10 protein-coding genes and 3 tRNA genes are annotated in these 12,713 nt (G+C 60.5%); all 13 read right to left on the bottom strand.

The window, feature by feature from the left end:
* Nucleotides 1-120: 120 nt before the first annotated feature.
* The 13 genes from FCL40_RS06580 to FCL40_RS06640 all read right to left on the bottom strand — a co-directional run bounded on the left by FCL40_RS06580 (nucleotide 121) and on the right by FCL40_RS06640 (nucleotide 12,567).
* Entirely contained in the window at nucleotides 121-1,494 is a 1,374-nt protein-coding gene (locus FCL40_RS06580) for an outer membrane protein transport protein (RefSeq protein ID WP_169307024.1), read from the bottom strand.
* Nucleotides 1,495-1,839: 345 nt separating this feature from the next.
* The gene (putP, locus tag FCL40_RS06585) at nucleotides 1,840-3,279 is read right to left on the bottom strand and encodes a sodium/proline symporter PutP (RefSeq protein ID WP_136852371.1); all 1,440 of its coding nucleotides are present in this window, start codon (nucleotides 3,277-3,279) and stop codon (nucleotides 1,840-1,842) included.
* A gap of 361 nt (nucleotides 3,280-3,640) precedes the next feature.
* On the bottom strand, nucleotides 3,641-4,339 hold the full coding sequence (locus FCL40_RS06590; protein ID WP_136852372.1) for a DUF3379 domain-containing protein: 699 nt from the start codon (nucleotides 4,337-4,339) through the stop codon (nucleotides 3,641-3,643).
* Nucleotides 4,332-4,898: a sigma-70 family RNA polymerase sigma factor gene (locus tag FCL40_RS06595; protein ID WP_136852373.1), complete on the bottom strand. Its 567-nt coding sequence runs from the start codon at nucleotides 4,896-4,898 to the stop codon at nucleotides 4,332-4,334. Before FCL40_RS06595 ends, FCL40_RS06590 begins: the two co-directional genes overlap by 8 nt.
* A gap of 70 nt (nucleotides 4,899-4,968) precedes the next feature.
* Nucleotides 4,969-6,588, bottom strand: coding sequence for a BatD family protein (locus FCL40_RS06600; protein ID WP_136852374.1), 1,620 nt, complete (start codon nucleotides 6,586-6,588; stop codon nucleotides 4,969-4,971).
* A complete protein-coding gene (locus FCL40_RS06605) occupies nucleotides 6,582-8,387 on the bottom strand; it encodes a VWA domain-containing protein (RefSeq protein WP_136852375.1) in 1,806 nt (601 codons plus the stop codon). The genes FCL40_RS06600 and FCL40_RS06605 overlap by 7 nt, the downstream gene beginning before the upstream one ends.
* Nucleotides 8,380-9,360 (bottom strand): vWA domain-containing protein, encoded by a 981-nt coding sequence (locus tag FCL40_RS06610; protein ID WP_136852376.1) that lies wholly within the window; start codon nucleotides 9,358-9,360, stop codon nucleotides 8,380-8,382. The genes FCL40_RS06605 and FCL40_RS06610 overlap by 8 nt, the downstream gene beginning before the upstream one ends.
* The gene (locus FCL40_RS06615) at nucleotides 9,354-9,812 is read right to left on the bottom strand and encodes a DUF4381 domain-containing protein (RefSeq protein WP_136852377.1); all 459 of its coding nucleotides are present in this window, start codon (nucleotides 9,810-9,812) and stop codon (nucleotides 9,354-9,356) included. The genes FCL40_RS06610 and FCL40_RS06615 overlap by 7 nt, the downstream gene beginning before the upstream one ends.
* Entirely contained in the window at nucleotides 9,794-10,711 is a 918-nt protein-coding gene (locus FCL40_RS18825; RefSeq protein ID WP_169307025.1) for a DUF58 domain-containing protein, read from the bottom strand. The genes FCL40_RS06615 and FCL40_RS18825 overlap by 19 nt, the downstream gene beginning before the upstream one ends.
* A gap of 2 nt (nucleotides 10,712-10,713) precedes the next feature.
* Complete coding sequence (locus FCL40_RS06625) at nucleotides 10,714-11,670, bottom strand: AAA family ATPase (RefSeq protein WP_136852379.1); 957 nt, start codon at nucleotides 11,668-11,670, stop codon at nucleotides 10,714-10,716.
* 428 nt (nucleotides 11,671-12,098) lie between these two features.
* Nucleotides 12,099-12,175 (bottom strand) — tRNA-Met (locus tag FCL40_RS06630).
* 48 nt (nucleotides 12,176-12,223) lie between these two features.
* Nucleotides 12,224-12,299: transfer RNA gene (locus FCL40_RS06635), tRNA-Asn, on the bottom strand.
* 191 nt (nucleotides 12,300-12,490) lie between these two features.
* Nucleotides 12,491-12,567, bottom strand: a tRNA-Met gene (locus FCL40_RS06640).
* Nucleotides 12,568-12,713 lie beyond the last annotated feature (146 nt).

Consider the following 12,713-nt stretch of genomic DNA (forward strand, 5'->3'; position numbering starts at 1 on the left):
GCTAATATTCAACTTAAGTCCGCACACTTTACATTAAGGCGTCAATGGTGAAAGGAAAGTAAAAACAGAAGAGCCGCGACACTATGTCGCGGCTCTTTGCCTGGATCTTGGGGGTTACTATCAGAAGCGGTAGTTGTACTGGGCCCCAATCAGGAAGGCGTTGCCCTCTGACTTCAGTACGTAGCCATCCTCCTCGACACGCACCTCTTCACCGTCGATGAAGGTGAAGGCCAGGTCGATGTCGGAGCGGTCAGACAGCTTGTAGTTGGCACCGAAGCTGTACCAGATACGGTCAGAATCCGGGATGGAGACGGTACGGTGGGTCTCGGGGATCGGGGTCTCGTCGTAGGCCACACCGGCGCGCAGGGTGAACTCGTCGCTCATCAGGTAGGTCATGCCCAGGCCAAAGCGCCAGGCGTTCTCAAAGTTCTCCTCTTTGAGCAGCAGGGTCTGGCCATCCTGAATCTGGCAGGCGGGGTTGCCGTTGGCGCACAGGGCACCCTCCAGGGTGGTATCGCCGTCGGCGACGCCACGCAGCTCCTCAAACACGCTCCAGCCGCTCCACATCACCGTGGTGTGCAGGATCACCTGATCGCTCACCTTGTGGTAGCCGGAGAACTCGATCACGTCGGGCAGGTCCAGGTCCAGTGAGCCGTCCACCTTGGCACTGCCGACACCCACCAGCGCATCGGTGGCGATGCCAGCAGCCAGGTCGTTGGTGTAGTGCCCTTCCAGCTCAATGGTGGTTTTGGACTTGTAAGTCAGGGCGACGCGGTGATCTTTGCTCAGCTCGTACAGGACCCCGACGTTGAAGCCGAAGCCCCAGCCGTCGCCGGCCATCTTGCCGGAGACGCTGGCGGGTTCCAGGTCGGGCACCAGGCCTGCGGCAGGCCCCAGGTTGGCGTCGATCATGCCGTTGAGCAGCGGAGCGGTTTCACCGAAATGGCGAATCAGCTCGGCATCACCGTAAACGGCGTTGAGGCCCAGGCCCAGGCTCAGCTTGTCGTTGATGCGGTAGGAGACGCTGGTGTTGAAATTCAGGGTCACCAGGTCGGTGCTGCCGGCGATGGTACCCGCGGGGTAATTGTCACCGAAGTCGGTGCCCAGACCGAAGTTGGAGTAACCGGCGAAGCCGATGGCCACCCTGTCGCTCAGGGGCATGATCAGGTAGGCGGCGGGAACGAAGGCTTCGGGGGCGGCGCCGTCGATGTTCAGGGCGCTGGGGTCAGAGCCCAGGGGGCTGGAGACACCGCGCATATCGACACCCGGATCGATGTAGGTGCCCGCCAGAGAGAGGCTGGTCTGGTCAAACAGCGCCATGGCGGCGGGGTTTCGGGCCAGTACCGCGGCGTCGTCGGCGGCGGCACCTTCACCGGCAAAGGCGCGGCCCAGGCCGGAGACGGAGGTTTCGTTCAGTAGGAATCCGGCGGCGGAGGAGCCGGCACTGACGGCCATCAGAGCCGTGGCGATAAGGGTCTTATTGAAGGTTTTCATAACTCTCTCTGGATATGGGGTCTTGTTATCGGCCTTCTTGGCCATTTATTCGTCATTTTTGCCGACGTTCGAGGCATATTCACCGCAAAAATCGGTTGTGTCGTCTGGCGGCCATTGTAGGGGGTAACGGCCCTCACTAGAGCTCCGACCACCACGTCAACTGGGGCAAATTTGCCATGAAAATCAGCGAATGTGAAGCGAAAGCGCGGCGTGTTAACGGAATGTGTCGCGACGATCTGATTTAGAGTTAATACCCTAAAGTTGGGGTGGCAGGGTGGATGTGTCGACAAAGATGGGGTGGGGCAGAGAAATGTGCGGGGACGGTGGTCCCCGCAACGGGAAAGGCTAGAGTTTTTGCTCAAACTCCCGGTGGAGAACTTGAGTTTTGTTATCGGCAGGTAACATCAGGCTGACCATGATGCCGGCCAGGGTGGCAAACAGGAATCCGGGCAGGATCTCGTAGAGATCGAACACACCGCCCTCGGCCTGTTTCCACAGCACCACGGTCGCCGCACCTACCAGGATGGTGGCTACTGCGCCGAAGCGGCTGTAGCCGCGCCAGTAGAGGGAGAGCAGGATCACCGGACCAAAGGAGGCGCCGAAGCCGGCCCATGCGTAACTGACCAGCTCCAATACGGTGCTCTCGGGGTTGAGGGCAATGAGGGTGGCGATCACCGCGACACTGAGCACGGTGAGTCTTCCGACCATCACCTTCTCCTTCTCGCTGGCCTCGGGTCTGAGCCACTTCTTATAGAAATCTTCGGTGACCACGGAGGAGCAGACCAGCAGTTGCGAATCGATGGTGCTCATGATGGCGGAAAGGATGGCGGCGATCAGGATGCCGGCTACCCAGGGGTTGAACAGCACCCGGCTGAGTTCAATGAACACCGTCTCCGCGTTGGCCAGGGGGGTGCCGTGGAAAAAGGCGGCTCCGGCCAGCCCGGTGGCGAGGGCACCAGCCAGGGACAGCAGCATCCAGCCCATGGCGATGCGCCGGGAGAGTGGCAGGTGCTTGACCTCTCCAATGGCCATGAAGCGGCTCAGAATATGGGGCTGACCAAAGTAACCCAGGCCCCACGCCAGCAGGGAAAGGATGCCTATCAGGGTGGCATCATCGGGGATCGGCTGGGTCATGGCTGGCGGCAGGGTGTCCAGGTTGACGCTGTTGCCGCCAAAGACCATGGCAGGCACCAATAGCAGCGCGAACAGCATCAGCAGCCCCTGGACAAAGTCGGTCCAGCTGACGGCAAAGAAGCCGCCTACGAAGGTGTATGAGACGATGATGGCACTGCCGATCATCAGCGCGGTGGTATAGTCCAGGCCAAACACCTTTTCAAACAGGATGGCGCCGCCGACCATGCCGGAAGAGGTGTAGAAGACAAAGAACAGCAGGGTGATGCTGGCGGAGACCAGCCTGAGCAGGCCGGTATCGTGGAAGCGCTTCTCCAGGAAATCTGGCATGGTCAGGGCGTCATCGGTGAAGAAGGTATAGATCCTCAGTCGCTTGGCGACGATCAGCCAGTTGAGCCAGGCACCAATCACCAGGCCGATGCCGATCCACATCTCCCCCAGTCCGGACAGGTAGACGGAACCGGGCAGGCCCAGGAGCAGCCAGCCGGACATGTCGGAGGCACCGACGCTCAGAGCGGTGACTGCCGGGCCCATTTTCCTGCCTCCCAGGATGTAGTCGCTGGAGGTGCTGGTGGCCTTGTAGGCCAGGGTTCCGATCACCAGAAGCAGGATCAGGTAACCAAAGAAGGTAATCAAAGCAGGGGTCGAAATCATCGTTATAGTTCGTTCGGTTTGTAGTGTCTGTCGGGTCCCGGCAGGGCCACTGCTGGGAGAGGGCGTCCGGGCATCATTGGTGGAATGTTGGCCTGGGCGGATGGCCAATAATCAAGCACCAAATATGAATGGAATATCCGGAACTATTTTCATGCTAACAAAGAGCAGGATATGTGACCAGCGTCACGAATGATGCTTTGTATACAGAATGAAGTGTTGGGGTGGCGTTAATTTGGTTTGGTTTTCCGCCTTTGTGTTACTGGTTCTTGGTTGATGTGTCCTGCCGGATCCCTGGCTTTGATATTTTCCTGAAGTGAATGCGCTGGTCAGACCGCATAAACTGCGGCCTGACCTCGGGGGTTTAAATACTGTGAATGGTGTCCTTCAACTGGGAGACGGTGGGGTCCAGTCGCTGGTTCCTCCCTCCGACTACGGCAACCTGGAAGGGCCCCAGGTCAAATGCGGCCCCCTCATACCTGTCATTGCCAAAGCTGAGGGTCATCGCCTTGTTCTGCTCCTTGGGCACGAAAAAGACCGTCATCTTGCCTTCGGAAGTGTCCACTACCATGTGCAGGCTGCGGATGCCGTCGAAGTCGCAGTAGTTGGCGTAGTAGATGTGGCCCGGGGCGCTGTCCATTCTGCCTCCGAAACTGGCCAGCTTGGTGTTGAGTGCCGTCAGGCTCACCCGCTCATCCACCCGGTCGGCAAAGCCCGCTTCATGGGCCACATGGGCCAGGGCGTGTTCCCCCAGGGTCGCGGGTTTACGAGTCAGGGTCAGAGATAGGCCGATCACGAAGGCGATGGATGCCGCCGCAGCCAAGTGGAGCCGCTGCCGTTTGCGCTGATGCTGGAACTGGCTCAGGCTCTGATGAAGAAGGATTCGATTGGCCAGGTCTTCCGGCGGCGAGATTTTCATCGCGGCGCTGAGTCTGTCATCCAGAGCCCGCAGTTCATCCACGAACTCTTTGCGGCCCGCCTCTTCTGCCAGTGCGTCGACAAAGGCCTTGTCCTGATCCTGAGGATCGGCATAGGCACGTCGTCGGAACTCTAGTTCATCCATTGTTCAACTCCCAGGATTGAGGCTTGTTTTCGAGTCGGTCACGAAGCTGATTACGGGCTCTGAATAAACGGGTCATCACGGTATTTCGGTTCAATCCCATAATTTCGGCAATCTCATCACCATTGAAGCCATGCAGTACCTGCAGAACCAGTGGTTCCCGGTACTCCTGGGCCAGCGTGGCGATGTGCTTTCGCAGCAGCGCATTGTCTACCGCCTGTTCATTGGAGAGGCTGTGCTTGTCAGCTAGCTGATGATCGTCGATGTCCGTCAGGTCGAACTGTTTACGTTCAAACCTACGGGCATTCTCCCGCCTCAGGATGGTGATCAGCCATGCCTTCGCCGCCCTGTCATCCTTGAGGGAGTCTAGGGCTTTCCATGCCCGGAGAAAGGTTTCCTGAACCAGATCTTCCGCCACCGTGGGGTTGCCACTGAGCCAGTAGGCATAGCGGTATATCTCTGTATTCAAAGCCCTAACCAAGCTTTCGTAACGTCGCTGTTTACTCACCATGTCTTCTAAGACCGGTGCAGCCTGCGTTTTCTTTCGTCGTAGTTTCAACATTGTTGTTGCCAGTCCGGGGCGACATCGCCATCTGATACTGAAAGCTTCTATGAGTGTATCGGTTTTTTGCTCACCGAGGATTCAGGGTTGGCAGTCCCCGGTGTTCTTTCTCCGTTTCCTGTTTGATTCTTGACACTTGTGCGGCCAAGACCGACAAATCTGCCGTTCCCGGACGGGGGCCGAAACTCTGGCTCATCAGTCTATCCAATTCAGGGGCCAACTCGGGGAACAGACGACGCACCTGGACCAGGGTGGGGCTGGGGCCGCGGATCCCCTCTAGCCGGGCCGGCAGGGTCTGTAGGGCGCCATTGAGATCGTCATTGGCTATGGCGCGCTCGAAGCCGTTGGCTGTCGGCTGGCTCATGACAGATGGGCGGGATGACGTCTCAGGAGGGGACGCGGCTCCTCCCCGGCGATTGCCCCAGAGCAGGGCGCCGATCAGGGCCACGGCGAGTAACCAGGTCGAGTAGAACCAGGGGTTGCCCTCGCTCTGCCTAGGAAAGTCTTGTCTCTGAACCTGGGATTGAGGGGCGATGACCGGCTGGTTTTCTGCCGGTTGCACGGTGAGGGTCCGGGCGGGCAGTGTTGCCCACTCCTGGCGGTTCATCTTGGCGTTCCACCAGGCGATGCGCACCTCTGGCAGGGTGTAGGTGCCAGCCTGGGAGGCGACCAGGGCGGTACTCTGCTGCAGCCTGGCCACCACCTCGCGGTTGCGAACCTGGTCACTTCTCTCCCCTTTGTCCGGGTAGCTCTTCAGTCCCTCCGGGTAGTGGATATCGAGGTTGGGCAGGGCCGCTTCGGAGGTGCCGACGGCAGTCAGGCTAATGATTCGTGTCAGGGGCTCTCCCACCCTGACCTGGTCCTGTTGTGGTGTCCATTCCTCACTGAGGACGACGGCATTGGCCACCAGCCAGGGGGCGGTAAAGGAAGCGGGTGGCGCCTTGACTCTCAGTGGCAGTGCCTGCCCCATCACCTGAACCGGTTTGGACAGGGAACGGCTGAACAGATCATTGCTGCGACCGGCCCGCAGGATATCGCCACTGAAGTCGGAGCCCTGAATCTGAAACTCGCCCACCTGCTGCGGCGTGATCAGGTAGTGGCGCTCGATCACCCGGTAACGGTGTCCGTCGATGACCTCTGTGGTGTTGCTGTCCTGCCCCATCTGGGCGATGGCGGCGCCCTCAAGGCTGGGTTCGGTGAGGCTGCCCCGTTGGAGCTCCGCCGCGAGGTAGAGCTTGACCTGATAATCCACCGGTTGGCCCAGCCAGACTTCGTCATCGGACAGGGTCGCACGCAGAAACACCGGAGATGCCTGGGGGGCCTGGGCATCTCGCTCGACGACGCTGAGGGTGATGGCCTGGGTCGACACTCCCCCCGCCTCCAGAGCGGGAATCAGTAGGGTCCCGGTACGCTTGGGCACCAGCAGCAACTGCCAGCGGGTCTCCTTGCGGGCATTGAAGTTGATGATCTGGGTGGAGCGGCTGATGTTGTTTCTGAGTAGATCAAAGTCACTGAGCAGCGCCGAGGTGTCCAGGGCGTCGGAGGCCAGTTCATCGTCGGCTACCACGTTGAGGACAAAGGCGTGGCCCATTCGAACCGGGTTGGTGTCGACACTGGCCGTCAGGCTGCTGTAGGCCCAGCTGAGAGGGGCGATGGCCCAGGCCAGCAACAGGATGATTCGAATTACCACTGGGTGCGCTCCTCATTGATCTTGCCGGCACGTCGGCGGCGTTCGTACTCTAACTTCATCTTATTTCTTAGCAGGAGACTTGGATCGTCCTGGACCCTTTCCAACTGTTTGAGGTCCAGGGGCTGTTCCTGCGGTTCTCCGTTCTGCTGTGCCTGGGCGGTCTGCCCGGCGGCCGGTGATTGTGGCGACTGCGCCTCTCCGTCACCGGGTGGGGGGGCTGCCTGGGACTCCTGCTGATCCTCCTGGTCACCGCCGTCTTCAGAGGGCGGAGTTTGCGACCGCTGCTCCTGAGGCCGGGGGGGCGTCGAAGATGAGTTGGAGAGGGCGGAAGCTGGCGACTCGGGGCTGTCGTGCTGGCTGGCGCTGGCGTCCTCTTGAGACGGATCGTCGCCCTGTCCACCCTGCTCCTGAGAGGCACTCTCCTCCTGTTGCTGGTTGTTATCCTGCTGCTGTTGGGATTGCTGCTGAAGTCGCTCCAGCAGCGCCAGGTTCTCTCTAGCCTGGGTCAGCCCGGGTTGCAGTTTGAGTGCCTGGCGGTACGCCTCCATGGCGGGCTGCAACTGCTGCAGCCGCGCCAGGGCATTGCCCTGATTGTAGAGGCTTTGGGCGGTTTGCGGCAGCTTGCGGTATTCACTGAGGGCCGACCGGTAATCCCCGGCCCGGTAGAGGGCGTCGGCCCGGGGGCCTCCCTCTGGAAGCCGTTCGGCGGCCTCGGCGAACTGCCGCTGATCCAGCAGTTGCCGGGCTTCGGCCTGGGGAGAGTGCCACCAGGCGGCATGGACCCCGGGAGGCGGTAGAATCAGCAGTGGCAGCAGTACCATCAGCCAGTGACGGCGCAGGGAGACCGCCGCAGGCAGCAGCAGCAGCGGAATCAGGTAAACCCCCATATCCTGCCACTGGCTGGTGTGCTGCCGGTTGTCATCCTTATCCGTCTCTTCTGAAGAGACCCGCTGTGACAGCCGGTTGATGTCGTCATCACCATTGTCATAGGTGACCAGCTGACCGGAGCCTTCGGCCGCCAGCGTTGCCAGCAGGCCGAGGTCGGTCTGGGCCACCACCACCTCACCGCTTCGGCTTTTGATCAGCTCACCGCTGCTGGCACGCATGGGCGCCCCCGCCTCGGTACCCAGGGCATAGACCTGGAGTGTCCAGGGGTAGGAGGCGGCCAGCCTCAAGGCCTCTTCGGTGTGTTCCGGATTGAGGCCATCGATAAACAGGATGATCTCGCCCTTGCGGTAGCCGGCGTCTTTGAGCAACTGGTTGGCCAGGGTCAGGGCACTCGGCAGGTCTGACCCGGGAACCGGCATGATCTCCGGCGACAGGTTGGGCACCAGGTTGAGCAGAGTCTCCTTGTCGTCGGTCATGGGCGACAGGGCAAAGGCATCCCCGGCGAAGGCCACCAGGGCGGTTTCGCCTTCATCAAAGCGGCGTATCAGATCGATCGCCTTGAATCTGGCCTGGGTCAGCCTGTTGGGGAGCAGGTCAGTGGCGTACATGGAGTAGCTCATGTCCATCACAACCACCCTTCCCTGATGTAACTGGAACACCGGCACCTGCTGCTTCTGCCAACTGGGGCCGGCCAGGGCAATCAGCGCCAGTGCCGCGACCATCCATGGCCACCACAGCCGGGGCTGGGGTTGGGCCTGGGGGGACACCAGCATCGCCCGCTGCAGGTGCTTGGGCACCAGCCGTTGCCACTGCTGTTGTCGCCGTTGGAAGTGGCTGAGGGCGAACCACAGCAGCGGCAGCAGCGGCAGCGCCAGCAGCCATCCGGGGCGCAGCAGAAGAAAGTCAGTCATGGCTGGTCCTCCGGGACAGCAGCAGATTCAGCAGGAGCAGCAGCAGCGCCAGTGCCAGCGGCCAGTGATAGAGCTCGGTCTTTGGTCGCCACAAGGCCTCCCCTCGGCGGACCGGCTCAAGTTCATCAAGCGCCAGGTAGATGGCCTCCATCTCATCGCCGCTGCGGGCGCGAAAGTAGCGGCCACCGGTGCTCTGAGCAATCTGCTCCAGGACCGGCTCATTCAGGTCCCGGCTGGGGTTGACCTGACGGCTCTGAATGCCCAACCAGCCTGTCCGGGTCATCGACTCGGCACCGATGCCTATGGTGTAGATGCGCACATCCTCCTGGCGCGCCAGCCTCACCGCCTGATCGACGTCGAACTGGCCGGCGTTATTGCTGCCGTCGGTGAGCAGCAGCAACACCCGGTTGCTCTTCTCCAGTCCGGCGAAACGCTTGACCGCCAGGGCGATGGCATCGCCGATGGCGGTCTGTTGACCCACCAGTCCCAGTACCGACTCGTCGAGGTAGCGCTTCACGGTGTAGCGGTCGAAGGTCAGGGGGGCCTGCAGATAGGCGCCATCGGCGAACAGGATAAGGCCAAGCCTGTCCCCTTCGCGGCGGCGAATGAAGTCACCAAGCAGGTGCTGCATCATGGTAAACCGGTCCACCAGTTTTCCCTGGTACTCCATGTCCTCAATCTGCATGCTGCCGGACAGGTCGGCGGCGATCATCAGATCCCGCCCCTCTTTTTGCAGGGGAACCGGATCGCCAAGCCACTGGGGACGAGCGCAAGCCAGTACCAGCAGGGCCCAGGCAATCAGGGCGATCCAGGGGGTAACCCGGCTGATTTGCGCCTGCGTTGCGGCCGAGTTGGGGGCCAGGGTGCCGGGCAGCTTCAGGGCGGAGACAGAAGCCTCGTTGCGTATGCCCCTGGGGATCAGCAGCGGCAGCAGCAGGGTGACCAGCATCAGCGGCCAGGCCAGGGTCAGCATGGTCTTCTCCCCCGGCTCAGCCCGGTGAGGGTGTGTCGCACCAGGGGGTGGTACAGCTGTCTTTCTGTACGGTTGTCCTGGGTGTACTGGCGGGAGGAGAGCGCCTGCCAGCTTGTTTGCTGCTCCCGGCTCTGGTGCCTGGACAACCAGAGATCCCACTCATCTCCGGTTAAGGAGGCCACCTCCTCCCTGGGGTAGTAGGCCAGGGCACAGCGCTTGATCAGGCTGCTCAGGGTGGCTATCTCCACTTGTTGCGGCAACTTCTCCAGCTCGTTCAAGGCCTGTCTCAGGGGGCGACGATGACGATGGATGCGCCAGCCATGCAGCAGCGCGCCGGCGATGATCACCATCGATACCACCATCAGCAGGGTGGCAGACAGGGACAGGGGCCAATAACCGGCTAAGGGGGTGGCGATGATGTCGTTCAATTCGGCTAATGGATCGGCTTCCATATGCTATCCAGTTGTTCGGTCAATGGTCTGCCGGCATCCACCCGGGAGAGGCGCAGTCCCCGCGTGTGGCAGCCCTGCTCGAAGTCGTGCAGCTGTGAGGCAAATTGTTGTTGCCAGAGGCGACGGTCGTGATGATCCATCTGGGATAACCGCCCCTGATGCCAGACCGGCACGGTGATCCGATCGGGCAGTGCCGACAGCCTCTGGGCCAAGGGGTCGGTGATCTGGAACAGGCGGATGTCGCTGTGTCTTCCCAGGTCAGCCAGGGTATCCAGGTGTTGAGGGAGCAGTCCCAGGCCATCGGAGATGACCGGAATGACCCCTCCGGGGTGGGCCAGGTGCCTCAGGCGGCCGACACCCTGGTCCAGGTACTCCTCCTGGTCCGAGCCCGTTTGCCGGTGAATGTGGACCAGGGAGTCCAGCAGGGGGGCGATGCCCTGACGGCGGGCCCTGGGTTTGTGTTCGCGGTGGGCGCCCTCACAGCAGATGATGCCGCCGAGACGTTCTCCGGCCGCGATGCTCTGCCAGCCGATCAGGGCTGCCAGGTGGGCAGCCTGCACCGATTGCAGCATCAGGGCCGAACCGGTGCGCATTCGCTGGCCGAGATCGACGAACAGCATCACCGGCCGTTCCCGCTCTTCGCGGAACAGCTTGGTATGGGCATGGCCTGTTCGGGCCGTCACCCGCCAGTCGATGGTTCGGACATCGTCGCCGCTTTGGTATCGGCGCACTTCGTCAAACTCCATCCCCCGCCCTTTGAGGGTGCTGAGGTTCTGGCCTGCTCTCTGGCTGGTCCTGGGAAGGCCCCGGAAGGGGTTGTTGCGCGAGGCCGGCCCCCGGTAGATCAGCAACTCCTCCAGGGTGAGGTCAACACCGTTGGCGTGTGTGGGCAGGGTCACCATCAGGCCAGGGCCACCCGTTTGATGATACGAGCGGTAATGGTATCGGCACTGATCCCTTCTGCTTCCGCCTGGTAGCTGAGCAGCAGCCGGTGACGCAGCACATTGGGCAGCACTGCCTGAACATCTTCCGGTGACACGTAGTCTCGTCCCGAAAGCCAGGCCCGGGCTCTGGCGCACCGCTCCAGGGAGATGGTGGCCCTGGGGCTGACTCCCCACTCCAGATAGCGGGCCAGTTCATCGTCATATTGTTGGGGAGAGCGGGTGGCATCGATGAGCTGCACCATGTACTCCTCCAGCTGCGGAGCGAGATAGAGTTCCAGGGCCTGTTTCCGAGCGGAGAAGATCTCCTTCTGGGTCAGGGGCTGAGGTGGCTTGAGTGGGGCGGCCAGTGCTTCCTGACGACTCAGCGCCAGAATTTGGCGCTCAACCTCAGGACCGGGATAATCCAGAGATAGGTGCAACAGGAAACGATCCAGCTGTGCCTCTGGGAGAGGGTAGGTCCCTTCGTTCTCGATGGGGTTCTGGGTTGCCAGGACCAGAAACAGCGAGGGCAAGGGATAGCTGGTTTTGCCGACGGTGATCTGGTTTTCCGCCATCGCTTCCAGCAGCGCGGACTGCACCTTTGCCGGTGCCCGGTTTATCTCATCGGCCAGAAGCAGGTTGTGGAACAGCGGGCCAGCCTGAAATTCGAACTGGCCGGTCTCCTGGCGAAAGATGTCGGTACCGGTGAGATCCGCGGGCAGCAGATCCGGGGTGAACTGAACCCGGTGAAAATCGCCCTCAATGCTGTCTGCCAGGGCTTTGACCGCCCGGGTTTTGGCCAGGCCTGGCGGCCCCTCTACCAGCAGGTGGCCATCGGCGATCAGGGCGGTAAGCAGCCCATTCACCAGTTCCTGTTGTCCGATCACCATCTGGTTCAGGTAGATCTTCGCCTGTTCAAATCGTTCCAGCAGCATTGAAAGGTCCATTGACTAATGTGTAGGTTAACTATCGTATAAAAATCAGTATTTCCCTTCCAGAGGGCATTGCACTGAAGGCAGTTAGACTAGGGGGAACGCAGGGATAAGCCCAGGATTAACATCACCTTTTGTCGGTGAGGGTATGAGTGTGTAACTGGAGGAAAGTTTCTCTGGAGTGCGGAGTTGATGCGAAGATGAGCACATTTTCTGGGTGATAACGCAAAAAAGCCCGGTTCGAGAGAACTGGGCTTACTAAGGCTGACTCCGGCCGCTGGAATTTTCGCGGCGATACTCCTCGTGGCTTAAATCCAGTTGGACTTGGGGAGTCGATTGTAATTGGTTGTGGGGGCCGGATTGGTACCGGCAGGCGTCCTGCGACGGCCTGTGGGTTATGACAGAACCCCTCTCCTCACTTCCTATGTAATTGGTTGCGGGGGCCGGATTTGAACCGACGACCTTCGGGTTATGAGCCCGACGAGCTACCAGGCTGCTCCACCCCGCGTCCGAATTGTCAGCGTTAACGACTCGTCGTTTCGTTACGCCAGTAAAGTGGCTCCCCCTGCTGGACTTGAACCAGCGACATATGGATTAACAGTCCACCGTTCTACCGACTGAACTAAGGGGGAATCGCAATTTTCGGTGTTTCACCTCACCGCTGAGGTCGCTCCCTGTTAATCACAGTCCAGCTGATCTCAAGCCGACTGAACTAAGGGGGAATCGCAATTTTCGGTGTTTCACCTCACCACGGAGGCCGATACCTGTTAGAGACAGTCCACTTTGGTTCAAGCCGACTGAACTAATAGGCATCGTTAGTAATTGGTTGCGGGGGCCGGATTTGAACCGACGACCTTCGGGTTATGAGCCCGACGAGCTACCAGGCTGCTCCACCCCGCGTCCGAGGCCATGCACTATAGCGAACTGAGCAGAGAGCTCAAGTACTATTTCGATTTTTCTGAGCTGTATGGCTATTTTCGCAACATGACGCCCTCTATCTATACGGGGAGGGTAGGAACCAGTTCATTTCACCAACGTAAGAGAGA

This window comes from Ferrimonas sediminicola, assembly GCF_005116715.1.
In the GTDB taxonomy this organism is placed as follows: Bacteria; Pseudomonadota; Gammaproteobacteria; order Enterobacterales; family Shewanellaceae; genus Ferrimonas; species Ferrimonas sediminicola.